This is a genomic window from Corallococcus exiguus (assembly GCF_009909105.1).
GTDB lineage: Bacteria > Myxococcota > Myxococcia > Myxococcales > Myxococcaceae > Corallococcus > Corallococcus exiguus.
In genome coordinates this window covers 256,113-279,434 of sequence record NZ_JAAAPK010000004.1, presented here as the reverse complement: position 1 = coordinate 279,434, position 23,322 = coordinate 256,113, and the positions used below count along the sequence as shown (strand labels likewise).

25 protein-coding genes and 2 tRNA genes are annotated in these 23,322 nt (G+C 69.7%); 7 read left to right on the top strand and 20 right to left on the bottom strand.

Features of this window, described 5'->3' with window-relative positions:
- Window positions 1-36: 36 nt before the first annotated feature.
- From GTZ93_RS17325 to GTZ93_RS17275, 11 genes are all read right to left on the bottom strand, one after another.
- A tRNA-Arg gene (locus tag GTZ93_RS17325) sits at window positions 37-110 on the bottom strand.
- A 39-nt stretch (window positions 111-149) separates the two neighbouring features.
- Window positions 150-223, bottom strand: a tRNA-Pro gene (locus GTZ93_RS17320).
- Window positions 224-294: 71 nt separating this feature from the next.
- On the bottom strand, window positions 295-885 hold the full coding sequence (gene rdgB / locus GTZ93_RS17315) for an RdgB/HAM1 family non-canonical purine NTP pyrophosphatase (RefSeq protein WP_120581228.1): 591 nt from the start codon (window positions 883-885) through the stop codon (window positions 295-297).
- Complete coding sequence (rph, locus tag GTZ93_RS17310) at window positions 882-1,586, bottom strand: ribonuclease PH (protein WP_139923393.1); 705 nt, start codon at window positions 1,584-1,586, stop codon at window positions 882-884. The genes rdgB and rph overlap by 4 nt, the downstream gene beginning before the upstream one ends.
- A gap of 48 nt (window positions 1,587-1,634) precedes the next feature.
- Window positions 1,635-2,441, bottom strand: coding sequence for an N-acetylmuramoyl-L-alanine amidase family protein (locus GTZ93_RS17305; protein WP_139923391.1), 807 nt, complete (start codon window positions 2,439-2,441; stop codon window positions 1,635-1,637).
- Window positions 2,442-2,504: 63 nt separating this feature from the next.
- Entirely contained in the window at window positions 2,505-3,566 is a 1,062-nt protein-coding gene (gene selD, locus GTZ93_RS17300; RefSeq protein ID WP_120581231.1) for a selenide, water dikinase SelD, read from the bottom strand.
- A 16-nt stretch (window positions 3,567-3,582) separates the two neighbouring features.
- Window positions 3,583-4,527 (bottom strand): DUF4388 domain-containing protein, encoded by a 945-nt coding sequence (locus tag GTZ93_RS17295; RefSeq protein WP_120581232.1) that lies wholly within the window; start codon window positions 4,525-4,527, stop codon window positions 3,583-3,585.
- A 37-nt stretch (window positions 4,528-4,564) separates the two neighbouring features.
- Window positions 4,565-5,287 (bottom strand): tetratricopeptide repeat protein, encoded by a 723-nt coding sequence (locus GTZ93_RS17290; RefSeq protein WP_014394857.1) that lies wholly within the window; start codon window positions 5,285-5,287, stop codon window positions 4,565-4,567.
- A gap of 37 nt (window positions 5,288-5,324) precedes the next feature.
- Window positions 5,325-6,029: a hypothetical protein gene (locus GTZ93_RS17285; protein ID WP_121754524.1), complete on the bottom strand. Its 705-nt coding sequence runs from the start codon at window positions 6,027-6,029 to the stop codon at window positions 5,325-5,327.
- Window positions 6,026-6,796, bottom strand: coding sequence for an outer membrane protein assembly factor BamD (locus GTZ93_RS17280; protein ID WP_120577033.1), 771 nt, complete (start codon window positions 6,794-6,796; stop codon window positions 6,026-6,028). Before GTZ93_RS17280 ends, GTZ93_RS17285 begins: the two co-directional genes overlap by 4 nt.
- A 12-nt stretch (window positions 6,797-6,808) precedes the next feature.
- A complete protein-coding gene (locus GTZ93_RS17275) occupies window positions 6,809-7,315 on the bottom strand; it encodes a regulatory protein RecX (RefSeq protein ID WP_139924050.1) in 507 nt (168 codons plus the stop codon).
- A 35-nt stretch (window positions 7,316-7,350) separates the two neighbouring features.
- On the opposite strand from GTZ93_RS17275, the gene GTZ93_RS17270 reads away from it, so the two are divergent.
- Complete coding sequence (locus tag GTZ93_RS17270; RefSeq protein ID WP_139924048.1) at window positions 7,351-8,088, top strand: hypothetical protein; 738 nt, start codon at window positions 7,351-7,353, stop codon at window positions 8,086-8,088.
- A gap of 30 nt (window positions 8,089-8,118) precedes the next feature.
- On the opposite strand, the gene GTZ93_RS17265 is transcribed toward GTZ93_RS17270, so the two are convergent.
- The 4 genes from GTZ93_RS17265 to GTZ93_RS17250 form a co-directional block, all read right to left on the bottom strand.
- Window positions 8,119-9,537 (bottom strand): type IV pilus twitching motility protein PilT, encoded by a 1,419-nt coding sequence (locus tag GTZ93_RS17265; protein ID WP_120577038.1) that lies wholly within the window; start codon window positions 9,535-9,537, stop codon window positions 8,119-8,121.
- Window positions 9,538-9,680: 143 nt separating this feature from the next.
- Window positions 9,681-10,082: a 30S ribosomal protein S9 gene (rpsI, locus tag GTZ93_RS17260; RefSeq protein ID WP_120549158.1), complete on the bottom strand. Its 402-nt coding sequence runs from the start codon at window positions 10,080-10,082 to the stop codon at window positions 9,681-9,683.
- Between the two features lie 7 nt (window positions 10,083-10,089).
- On the bottom strand, window positions 10,090-10,536 hold the full coding sequence (gene rplM / locus GTZ93_RS17255; protein WP_139921178.1) for a 50S ribosomal protein L13: 447 nt from the start codon (window positions 10,534-10,536) through the stop codon (window positions 10,090-10,092).
- Between the two features lie 169 nt (window positions 10,537-10,705).
- Window positions 10,706-12,772: an ATP-dependent helicase gene (locus tag GTZ93_RS17250; protein ID WP_121754526.1), complete on the bottom strand. Its 2,067-nt coding sequence runs from the start codon at window positions 12,770-12,772 to the stop codon at window positions 10,706-10,708.
- Between the two features lie 34 nt (window positions 12,773-12,806).
- Here GTZ93_RS17250 and GTZ93_RS17245 point away from each other — a divergent pair, with 34 nt between their 5' ends.
- Both GTZ93_RS17245 and GTZ93_RS17240 read left to right on the top strand, forming a co-directional pair.
- A complete protein-coding gene (locus GTZ93_RS17245; RefSeq protein ID WP_233597000.1) occupies window positions 12,807-13,367 on the top strand; it encodes a hypothetical protein in 561 nt (186 codons plus the stop codon).
- 28 nt (window positions 13,368-13,395) lie between these two features.
- Window positions 13,396-13,893: a caib/baif family protein gene (locus tag GTZ93_RS17240; RefSeq protein WP_120577036.1), complete on the top strand. Its 498-nt coding sequence runs from the start codon at window positions 13,396-13,398 to the stop codon at window positions 13,891-13,893.
- A gap of 33 nt (window positions 13,894-13,926) precedes the next feature.
- On the opposite strand, the gene GTZ93_RS17235 is transcribed toward GTZ93_RS17240, so the two are convergent.
- Together GTZ93_RS17235 and GTZ93_RS17230 are read right to left on the bottom strand one after the other, a co-directional pair.
- The gene (locus GTZ93_RS17235; protein WP_120577028.1) at window positions 13,927-15,105 is read right to left on the bottom strand and encodes a class I SAM-dependent rRNA methyltransferase; all 1,179 of its coding nucleotides are present in this window, start codon (window positions 15,103-15,105) and stop codon (window positions 13,927-13,929) included.
- An 8-nt stretch (window positions 15,106-15,113) separates the two neighbouring features.
- Entirely contained in the window at window positions 15,114-16,367 is a 1,254-nt protein-coding gene (locus tag GTZ93_RS17230; RefSeq protein WP_139921180.1) for a metallopeptidase family protein, read from the bottom strand.
- Window positions 16,368-16,472: 105 nt separating this feature from the next.
- On the opposite strand from GTZ93_RS17230, the gene GTZ93_RS17225 reads away from it, so the two are divergent.
- A complete protein-coding gene (locus GTZ93_RS17225; protein WP_139921182.1) occupies window positions 16,473-17,054 on the top strand; it encodes a Maf family protein in 582 nt (193 codons plus the stop codon).
- 10 nt (window positions 17,055-17,064) lie between these two features.
- On the opposite strand, the gene GTZ93_RS17220 is transcribed toward GTZ93_RS17225, so the two are convergent.
- Window positions 17,065-18,027 (bottom strand): DHH family phosphoesterase, encoded by a 963-nt coding sequence (locus GTZ93_RS17220; protein WP_139921184.1) that lies wholly within the window; start codon window positions 18,025-18,027, stop codon window positions 17,065-17,067.
- Window positions 18,028-18,392: 365 nt separating this feature from the next.
- Between GTZ93_RS17220 and GTZ93_RS17215 the strand changes: the two genes are divergently transcribed.
- Window positions 18,393-18,641: a hypothetical protein gene (locus tag GTZ93_RS17215; protein ID WP_120577024.1), complete on the top strand. Its 249-nt coding sequence runs from the start codon at window positions 18,393-18,395 to the stop codon at window positions 18,639-18,641.
- Window positions 18,642-18,989: 348 nt separating this feature from the next.
- On the opposite strand, the gene GTZ93_RS17210 is transcribed toward GTZ93_RS17215, so the two are convergent.
- Window positions 18,990-20,462: a TolB family protein gene (locus GTZ93_RS17210; protein ID WP_139921186.1), complete on the bottom strand. Its 1,473-nt coding sequence runs from the start codon at window positions 20,460-20,462 to the stop codon at window positions 18,990-18,992.
- 138 nt (window positions 20,463-20,600) lie between these two features.
- On the opposite strand from GTZ93_RS17210, the gene GTZ93_RS17205 reads away from it, so the two are divergent.
- A complete protein-coding gene (locus tag GTZ93_RS17205) occupies window positions 20,601-21,398 on the top strand; it encodes a TatD family hydrolase (protein WP_139921188.1) in 798 nt (265 codons plus the stop codon).
- Between the two features lie 29 nt (window positions 21,399-21,427).
- Entirely contained in the window at window positions 21,428-22,327 is a 900-nt protein-coding gene (locus tag GTZ93_RS17200; protein ID WP_161662880.1) for a tRNA threonylcarbamoyladenosine dehydratase, read from the top strand.
- 6 nt (window positions 22,328-22,333) lie between these two features.
- Here GTZ93_RS17200 and GTZ93_RS17195 read toward each other — a convergent pair whose 3' ends face one another.
- Window positions 22,334-23,299 carry a PD-(D/E)XK nuclease family protein gene (locus GTZ93_RS17195; protein ID WP_390624881.1) on the bottom strand — a complete coding sequence of 322 codons (966 nt, stop codon included), beginning with the start codon at window positions 23,297-23,299 and terminating at the stop codon, window positions 22,334-22,336.
- Window positions 23,300-23,322: the final 23 nt, after the last annotated feature.

The following is a 23,322-nucleotide window of genomic DNA, read 5'->3' as shown; positions in this document are numbered from 1 at the left end:
CTGTTCAAGGCCCAAAACCACCGGCCAGCAGATTAGCGCCCCAGGCAGGGCTCGAACCTGCGACCCCCGACTTAGAAGGTCGGTGCTCTATCCAGCTGAGCTACTGGAGCTGGCCGGTCCTCACTGCTGAAACATCACGGCACTTCAAATCGGGGCGAGAGGATTCGAACCTCCGACCCCCTGCGCCCAAGGCAGGTGCGCTACCAGGCTGCGCTACGCCCCGAGAAGTGCTGCATTCTTCGCCTAACGCGGACGGACGCGCAAGCTTGCTCTTCCTGACGCCCGCCCGGCCGGTCAAAGCGCCAACAGATGGCGCCTCATCAACTGGAAGGCCCGGGCCCGGTGCGACACCCGCGACTTCTCCTCCGGCGCCAGCTCCGCCATGGAGCGCCCGCCCTCCCCCTCCACCTGGAACACGGGGTCGTAGCCGAAGCCGTTCGTCCCCTTCGGAGCCCGCAGGATGACGCCCTCGCAGCGGCCCACCTCCACCCGGGCCTCGTCACCCTTCCCCGTCACCAGCGCCAGGGCGCAGCGGAAGGACGCGGTGCGCTTTTCATCCGGCACGTCCGCCAGCTCGGTGAGGAGCTTCTCGTACCGGGCCTTGTCGTCCCCCGGCGCGTACCGGGCGGACAACACGCCGGGCTGTCCGTCGAGCGCGTCCACGAACAGCCCGGAGTCGTCCGCCAGCGCGGGCAGGCCGGTGGCCTTCGAGTACTCGCGGGCCTTCTTCACCGCGTTCCCCTCGAGGGTGTCGGCGTCCTCCACGGGCTCGGGGATGGGAGGCAGGTCCTTGAGGGACACCACCTCCACCGCGTCTCCCACGAGCGCGCGCAGCTCGCGCAGCTTGCCGGCGTTGCCAGTGGCGAAGAGCAGCTTCGGCTTCATCCCAGCACCTTCGCCTGCGCGGCGGCGAGCTGCTGGATGGCGGCCAGGCCCCCGTCCAGCATCGCGTCCATCGACTTGCGGTCGAAGAGCTTGTGCTCGGCGGTGCCCTGCACCTCCACGATGCGGCCGTCGCCCGTGGCCACGAGGTTCAGGTCCACCTCCGCGGTGGAGTCCTCGTCGTAGTCCAGGTCCACGCGCACCTCGCCGTTCACCACGCCCACGGACACCGCGGCCAGCGGCGTGAGGCCCTTCAACAGGCCCGGCTTGTTGAGCGAGCGCATGGCCAGCACCAGCGCCACGTACGCGCCGGTGATGGACGCGGTGCGCGTGCCGCCGTCCGCCTGGATGACGTCACAGTCCAGCGTGAAGGTGCGCACGCCCAGCGCCTGCAGGTCCACCGACGCACGCAGGGCGCGGCCGATGAGCCGCTGGATCTCCATGGTGCGGCCGGACTGCTTGCCCTTGGCGGCCTCGCGCGCGCCGCGGGTGTGCGTGGCGCGCGGGAGCATGCCGTACTCGGCCGTCACCCAGCCGCTGCCCTTGCCCATCAGGTGCGGCGGGACGCGGTCCTCCACCGAGCAGGTGACGAGTACCTTGGTGTGGCCGAACTCCACCTGGACGGAGCCCTCCGCGTAGCGGTTGACGTTGGGCGTGAGGGTGACAGGCCGGAGGTCCAGCGCACCACGGTTGAACGAACGCACGGGGAAAGGCTCCTGACAGGGAGGGACAGGCGAAGCCCCCACGCTTTATCAGGGCGCGGTGGATCCAGCCACCGGTTGCGAGGGCGAGGAGTCCCGCCGCCGCGTCTCCCGGAGGAAGGCCTGCACCCCGTCCGCGATGGCCTCCGCCAGCGTCTCCTGGTACGCGGCCTTCCCCAGCCGCGCGCCCTCCTGCGGGTGGGAGATGAAGCCCACTTCAATCAGCACCGCCGGCGCCTCCACGCCCGTGAGGACGAAGAAGGGCGCCTGCTGCACGCCCCGGTCCGCCGCGCCGCTCTTCGACACCAGCCGCGGGTGGATGGAGTAGGCCAGCCGGGACGCATCCGAGTGCGCCTCCGTGCGCGCCAGGTCATCCAGGATGAAGGCCAGCGTGGAGTGTCCACGCGCCGCACGGGCCGTGGGGGCTTCCGCGTTCTCTCGGTCCGCCACCGCGCGCGCCGCCTCACCGGAGGCGTTGGCGGAGAGGAAGTACGTCTCGATGCCCTCGGTGCGCTCGCGCAGCCGCTTCGTGGGCATGGAGTTGGCGTGGATGGAGAGGAAGAGGTCCGGCCGCTGGATGTTGGAGAACTCCACCCGCTCCGACAGCGCCATCAGCGTGTCGCGGTCACGCGTGAGGAACACCTCGCTGCCCGCGGCCTCCAGCTTGTCGCGCAGGCGCTGGGCAATCTGGAGCGCGACCTCCTTCTCCCAGATTTCGCCGGGCCCCTTCGCGCCCTCCTTCGCCCCGCCATGTCCCGGGTCGATGACGATGCGAGCGCCGCGCTCCCCCGCTCCGGCGAGGGCCGGCAGGAGGCACGCGAGCATGACGAGACCGAGAGGGAAGCGGCGCGGCGACATTCGCGCAGGGATGTTAGCGGAGGCCCGGCCCGGAGGCGAAATCCGCTCCCGGACGCGGTCGCCTCAGCCGATGACGTCGATGCCGGGGCGGCCCGCCTGCACTTCGCCGATGAGGGCCGCGTCCACGCCCGCCTTCTCCAGCGCCTGGATGGCCTTGAGCGCATGGCGCGCGGGCACACTGGCCAGGAGACCGCCGTTGGTCTGCGCATCCGCGAGCAGCCACTGGATGTGCTCCGGCAGCCCTTCCGGAAACGTCACCTGCTTCTTCACGTGGGCGAGGTTCGTCTTCGTGCCGCCTGGAATCACACCGGCCTCCGCCAGCGCGGGCACCTCCGCGATGAGCGGGATGCGCTCCAGGTCCACCGCCGCGCGCGTCTTCGCGCCGTTCATCATCTCCAGCAGGTGGCCCAGCAGGCCGAAGCCCGTCACGTCCGTGAGCGCGTTCACCTTGAACGCACCCGACGCGAACACCTCACCGGCCGCCTTGTTGAGCGTGGCCATCTGCGCCGTCACGCGCTTCGTCAGCGCCTTGGACGCGAGGCCCCGCTTGATGGCGGTGGTGGCGATGCCCGTGCCCACGGGCTTGGTGAGCAGCAGCACGTCCCCCGGCTTCGCGCCCGCGTTGGTGAGCACCTTCTTCGGGTGCACCACGCCGGTGACGGCCATGCCGAACTTGGGCTCCGGGTCGCGGATGCTGTGGCCGCCGAGGATGGGGATGCCCGCCTCGTCCGCCTTGGACTGGCCGCCCGCGAGAATCTTCTGCAGCGTCTTGAGCGGCAGTTCGTCCGGGAAGCACACCAGGTTGAGCGCGAACAGCGGCTTCGCGCCCATGGCCCAGATGTCCGACAGCGCGTTGGCCGCGGCGATGGCGCCGAACTGGAACGGGTCGTCCACGAGCGGCGGAAAGAAGTCCACCGTCTCCACCACGGCCATGCCCGGCGCCACCTGGTACACGGCGGCGTCGTCATTCGTGTTGAACCCCACCAGGGCCCGGGGATGAGACGTCTTCCCCTTCAGCCCGCCCAGGACCTTCGCCAGGTCCCCCGCCTTGAGCTTCGCCGCGCAGCCCGCGCAGTGGCTCATCTCGGTGAGGCGCTTTGCCTTCACCGGTTTCTCGCCCGCCATGGTGTTCCCCCGCGCCCTACTCCGCGCGCACGTAGTCGCGCTTCATGAGCTGCACCACCGTTTCGGCGGTGAGCACGTCGTCGCCGTCCGAGTGGTCCAGCACGCCACCCAACGAGCCGTGGTTGTGCACCAACTGCAGCACGTCCAGGTGCTCCGGCGTCAGTTCCTTCAAGGGCGCCGTCAGCGGCTGCGCGATGCGCAGCGCCGTGGCCATGGGCGGCAGGTTCGGCTGCAGCCGCTTGAACTCGTCCAGCTGCCGCAGGGCGTCCATCAGGAGCGCTTCGGTGGAGGAGTCCAGCTCCACCATGAACTCCTGCGAGTCCGCCGGGCGCAGCTCGAAGTCACCCTCTTCCCAGGTGACGATGCGGTTGAAGCTCTTCTGCGGGCCCAGGTTGTGGTTGTCGTCGATGACCGCGTAGTACACGCGGCCCTGGCGCAGGTAGATGCGACCCTCGTGGGCGTTGTTCACCACGAGCACGCCGTTCTTCTTGGACGTGTGGAAGAGCTGGAGCAGGTCCGGGAGGGGAATCTCCTCAATCTTCCCCGTCATGGAGCTGGCCTTGGTGGTCCGCGCGGCCTGTGCGGCGGCGGCCTCCTCCAGCTTCTGCTTCACGACGCTCTCGTCCACGGCGGCGCTCTCCGCGCCCTGGTGCACGAGCTTGAGGATGGAGGTCCCGATGAGGATGCGGTCCCCCTCCTTCAGCTTGGCCTGCTTGACCTTCTCGCCGTTGACGAAGGTGCCGTTGGTGGACCCCAGGTCCTCGATGGTGATGGCTCCGTCGGAGAACAAAATCTTCGCGTGCTTGCGCGAGACCATGTCCTCCACGAGCACCATGTCCAACTCGCTCGACCGTCCGACGACGATCTGCTTGTTGGCCTTCAGCGGGAACTCACCGCCCTGGTACTTCCCGGAGATGAACTTGAGGGCAAAGGACTTCGCCGTACCGCCAGGAGTGCTCACGGTGCCGCGACCTCGATGATGGAAGTTGCCATGGTGCTCAACCCGTTACTTCCGCCTTGCCCGGGTCCTTCACCAGGTTGAGGTACATCTGCGCGCTCTTGTTGCCGGGGCTGCGCACGAGCACGTCTTCCCAGACCTTCACCGCCTCGTCACGGCGTCCCGCCGAGTACAGGGCGATTCCATAATTGATCCGTCCAGGAATGTACGACGGATTCTGCGCGATGACCTGTTCGTACTCCGCCAGGGCCGCCGCATTGTCGCCGGCGTCCCTCAGGGCATTGCCCAGCTTCAGGCGGATGTCCACGAACTCCGGGAAGTGGGCCAGCGCGCGGCGGTACTCTTCAATGGCCTTGGCCCACACGCCGCTGGAGGCGAACACGTCGCCAATGTCGGCGTACATGTTGGCCACCTTCTTCATGACGTAGGGGTCCAGTTCGCCGGGGGCGCCCTTCTGGCGGGACAAGGCGGCCTGGTAGACCTCCTTCGCCTCCGCGTACTTCCCCATGTCGTTGTAGATGACCGCCAGGTTGAGCGCGGCCTCGGTGTACGCGGGGTTGAGCCGCAGCGCGGACTCAAAGGCCCGCTGCGCCCGGGCGAACTGGCCCTGGTCGTGGTAGATGATGCCGAGCATGTTGTAGACGTCGGCGAAGGTCGGATTCTGCTCGACCACCTTCGTCAAGAACTGCTCGGCCTGGGCGTACTGCTTCTTCTCGAAGGAGCCGCGCCCGAGGGTCAGTAGCTGCTTGAGGGCTTCGTCCATGACTCGGCCCGCGCGGGCCCCTGCCTCCTCGGGAAGCCTACATCAGCCCGGGCGAAAACAAGAATTGATCGCCCTCGCGCACGAGCAAAAGCGGTCGCTCACCCCGGGTGTCCACCGGCCGGGCCGGGAGATCGCCCTCCAACCGGTAGTGCTCCGTCACCGTCACCTCGTCCCGCTCCAGGCGCGCGTACCACGCCTGGACCGTCAGCCGCCGCTTGCTCAAGGGGGCCACCTCCGCCCACGCCCGCCCCGCACCGCCGTCCCCTCCCGGGCCCGCCAGCCGTGACAGCGCCTCCGGCCGCCCTTGCGCCAGGGCCTGCCGCCGCGCCTCCAGCGCCGCCACCACCGCCACCAGCCGGGGCGCCACCGAGGACGTGGGCTTCCACCGGCCGGACGCTCGGGTGAAGGCCACCGCCTCCACGCCGGCGGTGCTGACCGTGGTGGCGCCCAGCGCGCCCTCGAAGTCCAGCGTGGCGAAGGCCTCCGCGCGCTGGCCATCCGGCGCCACGGAGACGGAGATGCGGGCGTACTGGAGCTTCCGCGAGACGAGCGGAGCCTGTGCACCGGGCACGGGCAGGGACACTCCGTCGTGCTCGGCCTGCTTCAGGGTGGTGATGATCTCCGCTTCCGGTCCGGCGGCCGCGCCCAGGAGGCGCGAGCCGAGGAACAGGAGGACACAGGCGGCGGCGAGCACGGCGATGCCGATGCCCCCCAGCCGGCCCCAGTCCTCCGAGCGCCTCACGAGCCCAGCATCTTCTGGGCACGCTGGGCGGCGGGCGTGCCCGGCAGGCGCTTGACGACTTCCCGCAGCGTGTTCTGGGCGCGCTCCGTGTCGTTGAGCTTCACGTACGCGTTGTGGAGGTCGAAGAGGGCCTCCTCCTCCAGCGGCGTGCCCGGGTAGTCCTTGAGCAGCCCCTCCAGGCGTTGGGCCACGGCCTTCCAGCGCTCGCGCTTCGCGTAGAAGGACGCGACATAGAGCTCGTGGCGCGCCAGGCGCTGGCGGGCGTCATTCCGGTGCGCCGTGGCGTCCTTCACGTACTGCGAATCCGGGTACTGGCGCAGGAAGACGTTCATGGCCCGGAGCGCGTCGTACATGGGCTTCTGCTCCTTCTCGTAGGAAGGCGGCAGGGCGAAGAACTCCGAGGGGAACTCCTGCACGTAGGAGAGGGCCGCGCGGTAGGCGGCGTAGTCCACCTTGGGGTGCGTGGGGTGCAGCCGCATGAAGGAGTCGAACTTCTCGCGCGCCTCCGGGTACATCTCCCGGGCGAAGTCCAGGTCCGCCAGCTTCAGCTCCGCCTCGCGCGCAGCCTCCAGGTAGGGGAACTTGGCGCGGACGTGGTCGAAGTACTTCTCCGCCTTGAAGTAGTCGTTGTCCTCCATCGCGGCCTCACCCAGCGCCAGGTTCTCCGCGGCCATGGTGGCGTAATCAGGCTCGCCCGCGGGCCCCGCGGAGAGGGCGGCACAGGCGGACAACATCAGGGCGGACAGGACGAGGACGACGGAGCGCATCACGCCTCCAAACTATTCGTCCTGCCCGGAGGGGTCCAGCGAAGGTTCTCCCACCAGCCGGGTCACGATGTCCGGCGCGAAACCCCGGCTGAGCAAAAGCCGCCCCGCCCTCGCCTGCTCCTTCGCGTCCAGCGGGCGGCCGGACAGGCGGCGGCGCTCCAGCACCTGCCGTGCGGCCTCCAGCGCGTCGAAGCCCACCGCGTCCTTGGCCTCCGACAGTGCCCGCCGTGCCTCCGTGCCCTCCAGCCCGTGGGCCTGGAGCCGTTGAAGCACGGCCCGGGGGCCCAGCTTGCCCCTGCCCAGCAGGGCCTGGGCGCGTTCACGCGCGAACTTCGCGTCGTCCAGGTAGCCCCACTCCGCGAGGCGGGCGAGCACCGCTTCACGCACGGATTCGGAGAAGCCCTTGCGCTCCAGGGCGAGCGACAGCTCATGCCGGCTGCGGCCGCGCGCCTTGAGCAGACGCAGGCAGGCATCGGTGGCGCGCTGGACAGCCTCGGGGCCTTCGGGCTCGTCAACCATCGCGGAGTCCCTACCATGTGGTAACAGGCCCCGCCATGCACCCCATCCTCGCCCGCTTCCTCACCGCAGACGCCGCCAGGGAAACGCTCCGCAAGGAGAAGGCGGGGGAACCGCTGACTCCGGAGGAGCAGCACTTCGTGACCGCCGCGAACGCCAACCCCAGGCAGAAGGCCATGCTGCAGGGCGTGAGCGGACGCGCGCTGTCCTCCGACGCCCAGGCCGCGCTGGTGCTGCTGGCCGCGCACGCCGCCGCCCGCGCGCTCACGCAGGACGAGTCCCTGTCCGCCGCGACGCAGAAGGCGCGCGAGGCGCTGAAGGAGGAGGGCGCGAGCGACGAGGAGTCGGACTCCTTCCTCGCGTCCATCCTGCTGGAGGAGGCCTTCGGCTACGAGCAGGAGGTGGACAACTTCGACGCGGACTACGTGAAGGAGTCCCTGGGCGAGGTGCCCGCCCTGGCCGCGCTGTCCAAGGAGTCCGTGGACGCGCTGTTCCTCGCGTTCGCCAAGGCCGCGCCCAACGACGCGGACCGCAAGGCCCGCGAGCACATGGCGCGGGCGCTGTTCGACATCGCCTGGGCGGAAGGCCCCACGTCCATCAATCCGGAGCACCTGGAGACGCTGCTCGACAACGAGGTCCTCCAGGAGTCCGACGAGGCGCAGGACGCGCGCGTGCGCGCCACCGTGTCGCTGCTCCAGACGCTGGCGCACCAGGGGCTCATCGGGCCCATGCGCCTCAGCCGGCTGCGTGCGCAGCTGGGGGACGACGACGCCTGAGCGGCGCCCTCCCCCTTCGCACCGGGTTTCCTAGAAGCGTTCGATCTGGAAGTCGTCGTCGCCGCCAGCCGCCGGAGCGGGCGCGGCCACCGGGGCGGGCGTGGGCGGACGGGCCGCCACCTGCGGAGGCAGCGGCCGGCCCTGGACGACGCCGGGCGGCGGAGTGGCGGGACGCGGCGCCGCGACGCCGGGCGGAGGCGTCATGGGCCGGGCGGCCATGGGCGCTCCGGGGCGCGGGGCCTGGGGAACCGGCGCGGGCGTGGGCGCCACGGGGGCAGCCTGCGCGGGCGCGCCCTTCTGCGCGAAGGACGCCGAGCCCGGGATGGGACGCTCCTCGCCGGCCTTGGCGTCGAAGTTGTCCCACTTCGAGTCGGACGTGCCGCTGATGCCAGAGAAGCGCAGCGCGAAGTCGTCCGGGTTGCTGGCCTGACGGTGGGCCTCTTCGTAGGTGACCAGGCCGTTGCGCACCAGGCTCATCAGCGACTGATCGAACGTCTGCATCCCGTAGGAGTCCGTGCCCTGCGAGATGGCGTCGTGGATCTCCTTCGTGCGGTCCTTGTCCTCAATCATCTCGCGCACGCGCGCGGTGACGCGCAGCACCTCCACCGCCGCCACACGGCCCTTGCCGTCCGCGCGCGGAACGAGGCGCTGACTCACTACGCCGCGCAGCACGCTGGAGAGCTGCAGGCGCACCTGCTTCTGCTGGTGCGGGGGGAACGCGGACACGATGCGGTTGATGGTCTCCGTGGCGTCCAGCGTGTGCAGCGTGGACATCACCAGGTGGCCCGTCTCCGCGGCGTGGAGCGCCGTTTCGATGGTCTCGTGGTCGCGCATTTCGCCCACCAGGATGACGTCCGGGTCCTGGCGCAGCGCTGACTTCAGGGCCTGCGAGAAGCTCATCGTGTCCACACCCACTTCGCGCTGGTTCACGATGGAGCGCTTGTCGCGGATGAGGAACTCGATGGGGTCCTCGATGGTCATGATGTGGTTGGTTTCGTTGGAGTTGATGTAGTCGATCATCGCCGCCAACGTGGTGGACTTGCCGGAGCCCGTGGTGCCCGTCACCAGCACCAGGCCGCGCTCCTCGCCGCACACCTTCTCCAACACCGGGGGCAACAGCAGGTCCTTCATCGTCATCACCTTGAAGGGGATGACGCGGAGCACGGCGCCCACCGTGCCGCGCTGCTGGAAGACGTTCACGCGGAAGCGGCCCAGGCCCGGCACTCCGTAGGCCAGGTCCACCTCGTTGCTGACCTTGAACTTCTCCTTCTGGAACTCGTTCATGATGCCGAACGCCATGCGCGCCACCTCCTCCGGAGGCAGGCGGCGGCCGTCCTTGAGCGGCACCAGCGAACCATCCACGCGGAACATGGGCGGCAGGCCCGCCTTCAGGTGGATGTCGGAGGCTCCGCCGCGCAGGGCGATCTGCAGGATTTCGTTGAGTTCCATGAGGGTGCCGGGATGGTAGCAGAACGCCCGCGCGCGTCGCGACGGGGCGACGCCCACCCGCTTGCCCGCAAAGCACGACGGCGGAGGCTTCCCGAAGGAAACCCCCGCCGACGAACGGCCGGACAGCTGGCCGACAAGCGCGATTAGCGCTTGGAGAACTGGAACCGACGACGGGCGCCGGGCTGGCCGTACTTCTTACGCTCGACCGCGCGAGCATCGCGGGTGAGGAAGCCGGCCTTCTTCAGCGCCGGACGGAACTCCGGGTTGAAGGCGCACAGCGCGCGCGCGATGCCGTGACGGATGGCACCGGCCTGGCCAGAGAGACCGCCGCCGCGCACGTTGACCGTGACGTCGAGCTTGCCCTTCTGCTCCAGGATCTCCAGCGGCTGGTTGAGCACCATCTTCGACGTCTCACGGCCGAAGTACTCGTTGATGTCGCGGCCGTTGATGACGACAGCGCCGTTGCCAGGACGCAGCCAGACGCGAGCGGTGGCCTCCTTGCGGCGGCCCGTGGCGTAGAAACCGAGTTCAGGATTGATCGCCATGGTTGTCTTACGCCTCGACCTTGAACGCCACCGGCTTCTGCGCGGTGTGCGGATGAGTGTCACCAGCATACACCTTGAGCTTCGTCATCATCTGACGGCCCAGGGCATTGCGGGGCAGCATGCGGCGCACGGCGTTGAGGATGATGTCCTCAGGGTGACGCTGGCGCAGCTTCTGGAGGTTGGTGATCTTCAGGGCACCCGGGAAACCGGCGTACGGGTGACGGTAGTACTTCTTGTCCGTCTCCTTCGTGCCCGTCACCTTCACCTTGTCGGCGTTGATGACGATGACGTGGTCACCCGTGTCGATGGACGGGGTGTACGTCGGCTTGTGCTTGCCCTTCAGGAGGGTGGCGATCTGACTGGCGGCGCGACCAAGCACCTTGTCGGACACGTCGATGACGTGCCACTGGCGCTTGATGTCCCCAGCCTTGGCGCTGTAGGTCTTCTGCGACATTTCGTGCACTCCAGACTTCGGCGCGGCGCCCAGGTGCATGCCAGGGGCCGCGTGCTCGTGCGGAACCAACCGCGGGTCCTCCGTCCAAAACTCCGACAGAAGCCCGGAAAGGCTGACCCTCCTAGTAGGACGGCGGGATCAAGTCAAGGTTGGGCGTACGGGGGACCCCTCAGGGCGCCCGGCCAGGGGTGCCCGGGCCCGGCCCCCCGGCGGCGGGCTTCTTGAAGCGCTCCTTCAGGTTGGCGAAGAAGTTCTTCTCCTTCTCGTCCGGCGGCCCCTGACGCGGCGCGTCCATGTCCACGATCTCGAAGGCGTCCGGGGGGAGGTCCTCCAGGAAGCGCGAGGGCGTTCGGGGGACCTCCTTGCCGCGCTTCACGCGCACGGTGGAGCGGGTGAGGTAGAGCAGCTCCTTGGCGCGGGTGATGCCCACGTAGCAGAGGCGGCGCTCCTCCTCGAGGTTCTGCGCCTCGCCCTGCATGCCGCCGTGGGGCATCAGGTCCTCCTCCATGCCGATGAAGAAGACGAGCCGGTACTCCAGGCCCTTGGAGGCATGCAGGGACATCAGCGTCACGCGCTTGTTCTGCCCCGGGACGTCCTCCTCTTCCTGGCGCGTGTCCAGGCTGAGGCGGTTCAGGTACGTGAGGAGGCTGGCCTTGGGGCCCTCGCGCTTCTCGAACTTCTCCAGGGACGCGAGCACCCCATCCACGCCCTTGAGCTTCTTGTCCGCGGCGGTGCCGGAGACGGCCTTGGCGCGGGTGGCCTCGCGGAAGCCAATCTCCTCCAGCAGCTTGTGCGTGGCCTCCGACAGGCGGGGCGTCTGGGTGAAGGCGTCGCGGTAGCGCTCCACCATCTCCACGAACTCCAGCACCTTGCCGCCCGCGCCCGAGGGCAGGTCGTCATAGGTGTCCGCGCGGCGCATCGCCGTCCAGAGCGTCACGCCCTCCGCGCGCGAGTGCGCGTGCAGCCGCTCCATGGTGACGTCGCCAATGCCTCGCGAGGGCACGTTGACGATGCGCATGAGGGAGATTTCGTCCAGCTTGTTCGCCAGGACCTTGAAGTACGCGATGACGTCCTTCACCTCGCTGCGGTCGAAGAACTCGCTGCCGCCCACCACTTCGTAGGCGATGTTCTTCTCACGCAGCATCTCCTCCACCGGGTGGGCCTGGCCGTTGGTGCGGTAGAGCACCGCGATGTCGTCCGCGGGGACGCCCAGCGAGATGTGCTTCTGGATTTCGTGCGCGATGAAGCGGGCCTCCTCTTCATCATTGGGGCACGCCACCACCTTCACCAGCGGACCGCCCTTGCGGTCGGTCCACATGCGCTTGTCCTTGCGCTCCGGGTTCTTGGCGATGACGGCGTTGGCCGCGTCCAGCACGCGCTGGGAGGAGCGGTAGTTCTGCTCCAGCCGCACCTCCTTGCCGCCCGGGAAGTGCCGCTCGAAGTCCAGGATGTTGCGCACCTCCGCGCCGCGCCAGGAGTAGATGCACTGGTCGTCATCCCCCACCGCGCACACGTTCCTCGCCTCGCCCGCGAGCAGCTTGAGCAGATCCAGCTGGGCGTGGTTCGTGTCCTGGAACTCGTCCACCAGGAGGTACTGGAAGCGGGCCGTGTACTTGCGGTGCAGGTCCGGGTGCTCGCGCAACAGGCGCGCGGGCAGCACCAGCAGGTCGTCGAAGTCCACCGAGCCCTGCGCCTTGAGCGCGAGCTGGTAGTCCGCGAAGACCATGGAGGTGATGAGGTCGTAGTCGTCCCCCATGCCCTCCGGCTTGGGCTGGGGCGCCTCGCCGGAGTTCTTCGCCTTGGAGATGAGGGTGAGGACCTTGCGCGCGTCGAAGGCGCGGTCGTCGATGCGCTTCTCGCGCATGGCGCGGCGGATGATGGAGAGCTGGTCGCCCATGTCCGCGATGGCGAACTTCTTCGGCCAGCCCAGCCGGTGGATGTCCTCGCGCAGCACCTCCGCGCCGAACGCGTGGAAGGTGCACACCAGCACGCCCTGGGCGCGCGGCCCGGCCATGTGGATGAGCCGTTCCTTCATCTCCGTGGCGGCCTTGTTGGTGAAGGTCACCGCGAGGATGTTGCGGGCCATGATGTGGTTCGGCCGCTCGTTGAGCAGGTGGACGATGCGGTGGGTGATGACCCGCGTCTTTCCACTGCCCGCGCCCGCCAGGACGAGCAGGGGGCCCTGGAGCGTCACCACGGCCTCGCGCTGAGGAGGATTGAGCTTCGAAAGGTCCATTGCGCGCGGGCCAGGGATACCCTTTGATTCGTTCGTGCGCGACTATTTCCTACGGCTGGCCATCGCATCGCTCGCGCTCGGCGTGGGCGGCGGATGCCGTGACGACGAACGCACGACATCTCCCACCCCGCGCGACGTGGTGACGACCGCCGCACCGTGCGTGTACTTCAAGGACCTGGCGCCGTTCCTGCCGGAGTCACTGGAGGGCTTCACGGTGGGTTCCACCGCGGGCTCCACGGGGAAGTACGGCGAGGTGTCCGTGTCGGAGGCGGAGCGCACCTACACCCGGGGCGAAGGCCGCGAGGTGAAGGTGCGCATCGTGGACACCACCATGGGGTTGAAGCTGGGGGAGGCCATCCGCGAGGCGGCGCAGAAGGCGAAGGGCCGCGCGGCGAGCGACCCGACGGCGCCCATCCAGTGGAAGGAGGCCGTGGGCTTCGTGCGCTATGACGCGGACGAGGCCGTCGCGGAGGCGAACCTCCTGGTAGGCGAGCGGTTCGTGGTGGCCGTCACCAGCCGCGGCTTCCCCAGCACCGTGGAGGTGCGGCGGGTGGCGCGAGGCATCGACCTGGCCGGACTGGCCCAGCTGCAGTGACTCAAGAGTCCAAGGAGCGTTTGTGGCGGTGAAGGACAAGGGGTCGCGGACCCAGACGGCCCAGGAGCTGCTGGAGCAGGAGAAGGCGGCGCGCCTGGGCGTGTCGTCCCTGGGCAAGCGCGAGTTCATGGACCAGTTCCAGAAGCTGTCCAAGAGCTACGCGGTGGACCCGGGCAACCCCGGCTCCTACGCGTGCGAGGGCTGCCAGCGCTGCGCCAACTGCATGTTCTGCAAGGACTGCGACAGCTGCCACCAGTGCACGCACTGCACGCGGTGCGAGCTGTGCACCAACTGCTCGCACTGCGTGGAGTGCAAGAACTGCCACGCGTGCGCCTACTGCGTGCAGAGCGAGAACTGCTCCAGCAGCGCGTACGTGGTGCTGAGCAAGAACCTGCAGGACTGCAACTACTGCTTCGGCTGCGTGGGGCTGTCCAAGAAGGACTTCCACATCCTCAACGTGGGCTTTTCCCGCACCGAGTACTTCAAGGTCGTGGGCCGGCTGCGCAAGGAGCTGGGCATCCCGTAGCGGTTCCAGCCCCCTGCCCCGCCGCGCCCTGCCTTACAGGGCGCGCACGTAGAGGGCCTTGAGGTACTCCGTCTCCGTGAGGCCCGCGAGCACCGGGTGGTCCAGGCCGGCGCCCCGCCGCTCCAGGATCTGCACCGGGCGCTTCGCGTCCGCGGCGGCGTCCAGGACCATGGACTCGAAGCCCTGCCGGTCCAGCTTCCCCGAGCACGAGCACGTCACCAGCAAGCCGTCCGGCTTGAGGCAGCGCAGGGCGCGCAGGTTGAGCTCGTGGTAGGCGCGCAGCGCGGTGGCCAGGCCCTCGCGGCGCTTGGCCAGTCCGGGAGGGTCCAGGACGATGGTGTCGAAGCGGCGGCCCTCCTGGTCGAAGCGGCGCAGCACGTCGAACGCGTTGCCGTTCTCCACCTTCACGTTGGCGCGGCCGTTGGCCTCCGCGTTCGTCTGGATGCGCGCGGAGGCCTTCGCGTCCTGCTCCACCGCGAGCACCGACGTGCAGTGCTTCGCGAGCGCGAGCGCGAAGCCGCCGTGGTAGCTGAAGCAGTCCAGCGCTTCGCCACGGCCCAGCTCGCCCGCGCGCAGGTGGTTGTCCACCTGGTCCAGGAACGCGCCCGTCTTCATGTCGCCCAGCAGGTCCACTTCGAAGCGGTTGTCGCCCTCGTGGTAGGTGAAGCGCGCGGCGCCCTCGCCGTGCAGAAGGCGCACCTCGCGGGGCAGGCTCTCGAAGTCGCGGCCGGAGGCGTCGTCGCGGCACACGACGTGGCTTGCGCCGGTCCTCTCCACCAGCGCTCGCGCGAGCATCTCCTTGCGCGCGTCCATGCCCTCCGACAGGGTCTGCACCGTGAGGCCCTGGCCGTAGCGGTCCACGAAGAAGCCGGGGAGCAGGTCCGCCTCGCCGTGCACCAGGCGCAGGCCGTCCCGCCCCGGCAGCACCGCGCGGCGGGCGAGCGCGGCCTCCAGGCGGCGGATGAAGAAGGCGTCATCCACCTTCTCTTCATTCGGCCCCTTGCGCGTGAGCAGCCGCAGGGCGAGCGGGGAGCGGCGGGCGTAGAGCGCCTGGCCGATGGGGTTTCCCTGAGGGTCCACCACGGCCACCACCGCGCCCGGGGTGTCGGTGGCGGGGGCGTCGGTGAGCTCCGTGCGGTACACCCAGGGGGTGCCGCGACGCAGTGTCTTGGCGCCCTTGAGGCTGACCCGGGCAGTGGGAAGAGAAGGCATGTCGGGGCTCACTCCAGGCCGCGTGCGGCCAGTTCCTCGTCGTCTTCCCCGCGCAGATGCCCGATTTCATGCAGCAGTGTCACGCGAATCTGTTCGCGCAGCTCTTCGGGGGTGCGCACCGCGCGGGCCAGGTTGCGCCGGTAGAGGGCCACCGAGCGGCAGGGCGTCTCCGAGCCGTCGCACGGTTCCTGGAGGGAGGGCCCCCGGAACAGGCCCAGGATGGTGGGCGACAGGGGCGGCTGGTTGGCGAGCAGGTCGTCCTCGGAGGGAATCTCCTCCGTGGCCACCGGAACGCCCTCCAGGTCCCGGCGCATGTCCGCGGGCAGGGCCGCCAGCGCGCGCTTCACCTGGGCCTTGAACTCGTCCGCCGACGGCAGGGGCGGCGGGGGAAAGTCTTCGGGCTCCAGGGCGCGGGCCTTCTGGAAGTGGTCGTCCGCCTTGGCCCACTGGCCCTCGCGCTCCAGGAGCAGGCCCAGGTGCTGGTGCGCGTGCGCCGCGCGGTCCTTGTCCTTCAGGAGCGACGCGAAGGCGGCCTTCGCCTCGCGGAAGCGGCACAGCTCGAAGAGGGCCAGGGCCTTCTCGTACTTCGCCTCGGCGTTGCCCGGCTCGCGGGCGAGGACAATCGCCGCACGGTCCAGCGCCTGTTCCGCCTGCCCCAGGTCGTTGAAGGCCATGGCGGCCACCAGCGCCAGCGACGGCACCAGCTCCGGGGGCGTGGAGGGCTGGGACAGGCCTCGCTCGGCGTAGAGGGCGCCAAGTTCGTCCCGCTCGCGAGTGGAGGGCAGTTGCACCGCGTACAGGTGCGCGGCGCCCAGGAGCGCGTCCGCGTCCCCCGGGTCGATGGCCAACGCTCGGGCGTAGGCGAGCTGCGCCTCCGGCTCGCGGTTGAGCGCGGCCAGCGCGGCGCCCCGTTCCGCGTGGGCGGCGGCGAGGTCCGGCTCCTGCGCGGCGGCCTGCGCGGCGCAGGAGAGCGCGTCCTCGTAATGGCCGGAGTCGTAGTAGTCGCGGGCCGCGTCCAGGGGCGCACCGCCCCGCGCGTCGCACACCGCCAGCGGGTGCACCTCCGCCACCGCGTCGTCCGGGCGCTTCACGGAGGCGAGGGGGCCCGCGTCCACGGAGGACTCGGCGAGCGCGCCCGCGTCAGCCTCCACGGCCGTGGTGACCGTGCCCGCATCCGTGCCCGCGTCGGCGTTCGCCGGAGGGGGCCGTTTGCAGGAGGCGAGCAGGAGGAGACAGACAGCGAGCAGACCGCGCCGCGACATGGGCGGGGAGGCTATGGCATCCGCCCCATGCACAGGAAGCGGGGACGTGCCTGCCCGCCTGAGGGGTCCCATCCCCTCCCCGGCTGCATTACCCTCCGGCCTCCCATGAGCGACCTCATCCTGGCATCCACCTCCAGCGCGCGACGAGTCCTGATGGACGGGCTGGGCGTGCCCTACCGCACCGAAGCCCCCAACGTGGACGAGCAAGTCCCCGAGGACATGCCCGCCGACGAGGCCGTGCGGATGCTCGCCGTGCGCAAGGCCCGCGCGGTGCAGGAGCGCCACCCGGAGTCCTGGGTGCTGGCGGCGGATCAGCTGGTGGAGGTGGGCCGCGACGTGCTGGGCAAGCCCCAGGACCGGGACGCGGCGCGCGCGCAGCTCACGCGGCTGCTGGGGAACACCCATGTCATCCACACCGCCGTGTGCCTGCTGGGGCCGGGCGGTCACCACTCGGAGACCCTGGAGGACGCGCGCCTCACGTTCTTCGCCGTCCCGCCGGAGGAGCTGGAGCGCTACCTGGACACCGGCGAGTGGGAGGGCTGCGCGGGCAGCTACCGCGTAGAGGGCCGGGGGCAGGCGCTGCTCCAGAAGCTGGAGGGCGACCGCACCAACGTGCAGGGACTGCCCATGCTGTCGGTGGTACGGCTGCTCCGGCAGGCGGGCTTCGACCTCTTCGCCCGCCCCTAAGCCCCGGCGCTCAGCGCGCGCCGGACAGCTCCGCCAGAATCTCCTGGTACGCGGCGCGGGCCTTGTCGGACTGGTCCGCCTTGAAGCTCGCCGCGGCCACCACAGGGTGGCCGCCCCCGCCGTAGCGGCCGGCGATGGCCGCCAGGTCGTGCTTGCGCGTCTCCGGCCGCCACGGGTTGGAGCCCAGCGAGACCTTGGCGCGCGACGCGCCCTTCCCCACCCACAGCGTGTAGCGCGCGTCCGGATAGAGCGCGTACGCGATGAACTTGTTGAGGCTGTCCACGCCCTCGTCCACCAGGTCGAAGGAGACGACGCCGTTCTCGTACCGGGCCTTCTCACGCACGAGGTCGATGTTGCGCTGGTGCTTGAAGAGCAGCGGCTCCAGCGGGGCGGCGATGAGCGGTGACCGGGCGATGTCCGCCAGCGAGTCCGTCTGCATGCGCCGGATGACCTCCGGGATGAGCGTGTCGTCCTTCGTCGCCTCCAGCACCGTCATGATGCGCAGCGCGGGCTCCTCCAGCGCCACCGCCATCTGGGGGCTGGGGAACTGCGCTCCGTCGATGATCTCCGCCCAGTGCAGCAGGTCCTTCAGCGGGGACGAGTCCCAGCCGAAGCGCTCGCGCGCCACGTCCGCCAGGTACAGCGTGCAGCTCTTGCGATGCGGGTCGTGGAACTTCCGGCCGCTGGTGTCGCGCTGGAAGTGGGGCTCGTCGCCGGGCTGCTGGAAGGCGGAGGCGTGGTGGTCGAACCACCAGGTGAGCCGCGCGTCCTGGCTGTAGCGGAAGTCGACGATGACGTTCTCGTCGCCCGTGAAGACGGCCGGGTCGATGCCCTCCGCCCCCGGCTTGTGGGCGAGGCCCCGGTAGCTGAACGTCGCGTCGGCGCGCACGCGCTCCCGGTAGAAGCGGGTGAAGACCGCGGCGCTGGCCGCGCCGTCGAAACAGTTGTCGTGGAAGAGGACCTGGACTCGCATGGGCGCCCGCCCTCTACCGCGAATCCCCGCCGCGGCCCAACCGCACCGCGGTCGCCTGCCCGCAGGGGCTGTGGCCAGGGGGTGACACCCGACCCAGCCCTGTCGTCGCACGGCCTCAGGCGGTGCGCTCCATTGAACGATGCGTGGAAATCACCGCGCTGGATGAACGAAAAACTCGACAGAACGAGGAACGACCCTGAAGGGCTGAAAAAAGGAAGGCCCGTCCGCCCCTCGGAAACCCGCTACCCGCGAGGAAAACCCCTGGATTCAGGAACCTGACGGGGAGGCTGAGCCCTGGCACCTCGCCTGCATGGTGTCAGACCGACGAGGTACTCACCCGCGTATCGGCAGTAGCGGGAGGAACCATGGCGAAGCGGACCGCAGGCAAGACGAAGGGTGGCACGGTGCGGCGGCAGGGTCGGCGGGTGATGCCCGCGCTGCGTCGCACGGCGAAGCGCGCGCGGGTGGCGGCGCAGAAGGCCCAGCTCACCCTCGGCGAGGTCATCGCGGCGGCGTTCGACACCGCGGGCGGAGAGATGAGCGGCGTGCTGGAGCTCGTCACCTCCCCGCAGATGACCCGCGCGCTGGGCCGCCGCATCGTCGTCGAAGGCTGAAGCGCCCGCGTCCCGGCCCCGCGAAGCCCAGGCCGTGCTCCGCTGAAACGGAGCGCGCGGGCGCGGAGCTGTCGCGACACGGCTGTCAGCCTTTCTCCACCAGGTGCCGCGTTTCGCGTGAGCGCGGGTGGAGTCCTTCTCCCCTTCTTTTCGTCCTGAAACCTGGATCCGTTGGACTGGGTAATGGAGCCGCTCGGGGTTCATCCGGACCCTGGAGTGCCCGCGTTCGTCACTTCGCGCCGGGTGTGCTGCGCGCTTCGCACCTGAAACACGACGGCCCGTGCTCCCTCGTAAAACCGGGAACACGGGCCGGGAAACCCCGGAGTGCGGGGCTTTGGGTGCCTGGGACTAGCGGGGCTGCCAGCGCGGGCGGTAGTCGTCACCCTCGTTGGTCAGCACCGTGTACGTGTCCTTCGGGTGCTGGATGAGGGTGCCGGTGGGCTGGCCGGTGGCCGGGTCGATGGGCTGCACGTAGAGCGCTCCGCCGAAGACGTAGGCCACGAGCTGGCCGTCCGGGGAGAACGACGGCAGCGTGGCGTTGTCGGCGAGCTTCACCGGGGCGCCGTCCGCCGCGCCCGTGGTGGTGTTCACGCGCTGCAGGAAGATGACGTTGCCCGGCGTGGTCCCGCACAGCGTCGCGCCGGTGTTGCCGCACAGCGTGGCCGCGCCATTGATGTTCTGGTAGTAGGCGCGCACGTACGCCACCCAGCTGCCATCCGGCGCCCAGTTCGGGTTCGCGATGTACGAGTCCACGGTGCCGCCCGTCGCGCTATCGGAGGTCCTGTCCGCGAGCAGCGCCGGGGTACCGCCACCCGTCACCGGCAGCGAGTACAGCCGCAGCACCGGGGTGGTGTCCGTGCCGAAGGTCACCGTGAGGTTGTCCGGGTTGGCCAGGAAGAGCAGCTGCGAGGTGGTGCGGTTGTAGTGCGGCTGCTCGCCCGAGGTGGGCGAACCCGCCAGCGGAGCCGGCACGCCGCCGCCCGTGGAGACGTAGATGCCGTTGCCCGCGGCGCTGTAGGCGTAGTCCGTGCCGTTGGGCGCCAGGTCCGGGAAGGTGCCGTTGACGGTGGCCTGCGTGGGCGAGCCGCCCGTCGCCGCGATGGTGGAGATGCCCGTGCTGCCGCGCACCCAGGTGATGAGGTTGCCCGGCTCCCACTCCATGTAGCGGATGCGCGTGCTGCTGGAGGCCGTGCCCGTGGTCAGCACGGTGGGCGCGGCGGCCGTGAGCGGCACCGGGCGCACCGCGAGCTCACCCGCGGCGGCGGTGACGTCGCCCTGCACGAAGGCCACCTGGGCGCCGTCCGGGCCGAAGCGCGGGTAGGCGCTGGCGACACCGTCGGCGCTGAGCGACGTCATCCCCGGCACGTCGTATTCCGTCACCAGCGCGCGCGTGCCGCCGTCGTTGCCCGTCACGGCGATGAGGAGCGACTGGCAGGTGGCGGCCTCGCAGCGCAGGCCCGCCATGCACTCCGCGGACGCGGTGCACGCGCCGCCCTTGGCCACGTTCATCCCCGCGTCGGTGCCGGCGTCGACTTCCGTCCCGGCGTCCTCGGTGCCCGCGTCGACCTCCGTGCCGGCATCAACCTCCGTGCCCGCGTCGACCTCCGTGCCGGCATCAACCTCCGTGCCCGCGTCCTCTTCCGGCGGGAACACGAGTTTCTGCAGCTCGCACTTGTTGTCCGCGTTGCAGATCCATTCCTGGCCCGCTGGCGCGGCGCCCTTGTCACGGCAGTCGAACTGATCGACGCACTCGTCGCCACAGCCCGTCCCCAGCACCGTCAGCGCCCCGAACAACGCCCCCAACACCACTCGCTTGATCATTTCCACGCCTCCCAGGTCGCGATGCTCCAAAGTCAGGGGGCGCGTCTTAGCTTCGCGTTCACGGGTGCCGGCAGGCCTTGAAGGGCATGGCATCCGAGGCTGTCGGTGATTGAACTGGATTGAGAAGAAGGGTGCTCAATGATCGACACGCACTGCCATCTGGACGCCTCGCGCTTCGACCCGGACCGCGACAGCGTTGTCGCGCGCGCCTGGGCCGCGGGCCTGCACGGCATCCTCATTCCGGCGGTGGGCCCGGACACGTGGGAGCCACTGCTCGCGCTGCCGCGAAGGGACGCGCGCATCCAGGTGGGGCTGGGCATCCATCCCCAGTTCCTGCCGGACCTGCCAGCGGAGGATGACGGCGCGCACCTGGAGCAGCTGGACGCGCTGCTGTCGCAAGGCGGCGCGGTGGCGGTGGGCGAGTGCGGCCTGGATGGCCCGTCCCTCCCCGGCGCCCCACTGGAGCGGCAGCTGGCGATGCTGCGCGGACACATGGCCCTGGCGCGCAAGCATGGGCTGCCGGTGCTGATGCACTGCCACCGGCTGCACCCGGCGATGATGGAGTTCCTGAAAGCGGAGCCGTGGCCGGAGGCCGGCATCCTGATGCACAGCTACAGTGGCGGCGCGGAGCTGGCGCGCTTCTACATCCAGAAGGGCTGTCACTTCTCCTTCGCGGGCCCGGTGACCTGGGCGGAGGCGCGCAAGCCGCTGGACGCCCTGCGCGTGATTCCGGCGGACCGGCTGGTGGCGGAGACGGACTCGCCGGACCAGGCGCCCACGCCCTTCCGGGGGCAGCGGTCCGAACCCGGCTACCTGCCCCACATCCTCGCGGGCATGGCGCACGTGCTGGGAGAGCCGGTGGATGCGCTCGCCCAGCGGACGACCGAGAATGCCCGGCGCCTGTTCCGGGAAGCTTTCCCCTCCCCTTCGCGGTAGGCGAGCGTCGCGTGATAGAGGAGCCCTTCATGAACCCGCAGCCCGCCCCCGCCCCCACCGCCGAGACCGAGGCTCCCCCCGCCTCCCCGGCCGCTTCGAACGCCGTCGCGCCGGAAGCGTCGCTGGCGAAGCCCTTCAAGCTGTCGCGCCGCTTCGACCGCACGGCGCGCCTGTTGGGCGACAACGCCATGGAGCGGCTGGCCAACGCGCACGTGGTGGTGTTCGGCCTGGGCGGCGTGGGCAGCTTCACCGCGGAGGGCCTGGTGCGCAGCGGCGTGGGCCGCCTCACGCTGGTGGACCACGACGACGTGTGCGTCACCAACACCAACCGCCAGCTGCACGCGACGGTGAAGTCGGTGGGCAAGTCGAAGGCGGAGTTGATGGCCCAGCGCTGCCAGGACATCAACCCGCAGGCGAAGGTGGAGGCCCTGCGCGAGTTCTACCGCGAGGAGCTGGCGGAGACGCTGCTGCCCGCGGGCCGCTACGACTTCGTGGTGGACGCCATCGACAACGTGAAGGCGAAGCTGCACCTGCTGCACCGGTGCGTGACGCTGGGCCTGCCGGTGGTCAGCTCCATGGGCGCGGCGGGACGCCTGGACCCCACGGCCATCCGCGTGGAGGACCTGAGCGAGACGCACATGGACCCGTTCGCCAAGGACATCCGCAAGCTGCTCAAGCGCAAGTACGGCGTGGAGACGGAGCGCCACACGGGCATCACCGCCGTGTACTCCATCGAGACGCGCCGGCAGCCGGTGCCGCTCAACTACGACGACGCGACCGACGGCTTCCTGTGCGTCTGCCCGCAGGACAACGAGTTCCACACCTGCGACCACCGCACGCAGATTGACGGCAGCGTGGCGTTCGTCACCTCCGCCTTCGGCATGAACGCCGCGGGCGTGGTGGTGCGCCGGCTCGCTTCCACGCGGTAGCGCGTTTCAGGCGACCCGGGGCCGGGCCTGCGCCACCGCGGGCTCTCGGCCGCACGGACGGCGGAAGACGCAGCGGGCGCAGGCGTCCAGGTTCCCCGTCTGAGGGAAGGCCTCTGAGTCCTTCGGCGTGTTGGTGGCGACGTCCTTGAGCAGACCGCGCATCCCGTCCACGCTCCGGGCGAAGTGCTGGCGGAAGGAGTCCATGGCGGACGGATCCACCGTCACGTCGTGCTCCAGTCCCTCGTTGAGGTACACGAGCGACGCGCGCACCTTCTCCAGCGGGTAGCGGTAGCGCTGCGCGATGTAGAGCGCGTAGCCCAGCACCTGCTCGTCGTAGCCCTCGCGCGAGCGGCCCGTCTTCCAGTCCACCACGACGACGGAGCCTTCGGCGTCCACGTAGGCGAAGTCCGGGATGGCGAAGGTCTTCACCCCGTCCATGACGAAGTGGGCGAAGTCGAAGCCCGCGTCCACCTCCAGCCACTGCGCGGGCTTGAGCCCCTTGGCCACCGTGGGCCAGCGCGACTGGAAGAACCACGCGAGCGCGGAGCGCACCGTTTCGAAGTTCTGCTTCCAGGACTCGTTAGGGATGTCCTCCCCGTACTCGTGCTCTGAAAGGCCGGTGAAGGGCTTGCGGTACTTCGTCGTCCAGTAGGCCTTGGAGCGCGAGTGCCGGAAGTCGTCCTGCATCAGCTTGTGCGTGCGCGCCTCCACCTTCGCGGGGTCCACGTCACGGCCGGCGCGCCAGTCCAGCAGCACGTCCTTGAGGGCCTCGTGCACGATGCTGCCCGCCCAGGTGTAGCGGTTGTGCAGCTTCTTGAGGACGTAGAGCTCGCGCACGTCCTTGGCCGCCTCCGCCTCCCAGCCGCCCCAGGAGCGGTAGTAGTAGAGGTAGTAGGCCCGGAGACACTCGGAGAACTTCTCGTGGCGGCTCTTGGACCAGGAGAAGTCGTTGGTGATGGGAGGGCGGGCCATGGACGCGGGCATCCTATAGACGA

What these genes read in the sequence shown, in the direction of transcription:
- GTZ93_RS17270 (WP_139924048.1), top strand. Translation starts at nt 7,351, where the DNA reads ATGCACCCCATCCTCGCCCGCTTCCTCACCGCAGACGCCGCCAGGGAA.
- GTZ93_RS17230 (WP_139921180.1), bottom strand. Translation starts at nt 16,367, where the DNA reads ATGTCGCGGCGCGGTCTGCTCGCTGTCTGTCTCCTCCTGCTCGCCTCC.
- GTZ93_RS17210 (WP_139921186.1), bottom strand. Translation starts at nt 20,462, where the DNA reads ATGATCAAGCGAGTGGTGTTGGGGGCGTTGTTCGGGGCGCTGACGGTG.
- GTZ93_RS17265 (WP_120577038.1), bottom strand. Translation starts at nt 9,537, where the DNA reads ATGGAACTCAACGAAATCCTGCAGATCGCCCTGCGCGGCGGAGCCTCC.
- GTZ93_RS17215 (WP_120577024.1), top strand. Translation starts at nt 18,393, where the DNA reads ATGGCGAAGCGGACCGCAGGCAAGACGAAGGGTGGCACGGTGCGGCGG.
- GTZ93_RS17250 (WP_121754526.1), bottom strand. Translation starts at nt 12,772, where the DNA reads ATGGACCTTTCGAAGCTCAATCCTCCTCAGCGCGAGGCCGTGGTGACG.
- GTZ93_RS17280 (WP_120577033.1), bottom strand. Translation starts at nt 6,796, where the DNA reads ATGCGCTCCGTCGTCCTCGTCCTGTCCGCCCTGATGTTGTCCGCCTGT.
- GTZ93_RS17220 (WP_139921184.1), bottom strand. Translation starts at nt 18,027, where the DNA reads ATGCGAGTCCAGGTCCTCTTCCACGACAACTGTTTCGACGGCGCGGCC.
- GTZ93_RS17305 (WP_139923391.1), bottom strand. Translation starts at nt 2,441, where the DNA reads ATGTCGCCGCGCCGCTTCCCTCTCGGTCTCGTCATGCTCGCGTGCCTC.
- selD (WP_120581231.1), bottom strand. Translation starts at nt 3,566, where the DNA reads ATGGCGGGCGAGAAACCGGTGAAGGCAAAGCGCCTCACCGAGATGAGC.
- GTZ93_RS17290 (WP_014394857.1), bottom strand. Translation starts at nt 5,287, where the DNA reads ATGGACGAAGCCCTCAAGCAGCTACTGACCCTCGGGCGCGGCTCCTTC.
- GTZ93_RS17205 (WP_139921188.1), top strand. Translation starts at nt 20,601, where the DNA reads ATGATCGACACGCACTGCCATCTGGACGCCTCGCGCTTCGACCCGGAC.
- GTZ93_RS17225 (WP_139921182.1), top strand. Translation starts at nt 16,473, where the DNA reads ATGAGCGACCTCATCCTGGCATCCACCTCCAGCGCGCGACGAGTCCTG.
- rpsI (WP_120549158.1), bottom strand. Translation starts at nt 10,082, where the DNA reads ATGGCGATCAATCCTGAACTCGGTTTCTACGCCACGGGCCGCCGCAAG.
- rplM (WP_139921178.1), bottom strand. Translation starts at nt 10,536, where the DNA reads ATGTCGCAGAAGACCTACAGCGCCAAGGCTGGGGACATCAAGCGCCAG.
- GTZ93_RS17275 (WP_139924050.1), bottom strand. Translation starts at nt 7,315, where the DNA reads ATGGTTGACGAGCCCGAAGGCCCCGAGGCTGTCCAGCGCGCCACCGAT.
- rdgB (WP_120581228.1), bottom strand. Translation starts at nt 885, where the DNA reads ATGAAGCCGAAGCTGCTCTTCGCCACTGGCAACGCCGGCAAGCTGCGC.
- GTZ93_RS17235 (WP_120577028.1), bottom strand. Translation starts at nt 15,105, where the DNA reads ATGCCTTCTCTTCCCACTGCCCGGGTCAGCCTCAAGGGCGCCAAGACA.
- GTZ93_RS17195 (WP_390624881.1), bottom strand. Translation starts at nt 23,299, where the DNA reads ATGGCCCGCCCTCCCATCACCAACGACTTCTCCTGGTCCAAGAGCCGC.
- GTZ93_RS17200 (WP_161662880.1), top strand. Translation starts at nt 21,428, where the DNA reads ATGAACCCGCAGCCCGCCCCCGCCCCCACCGCCGAGACCGAGGCTCCC.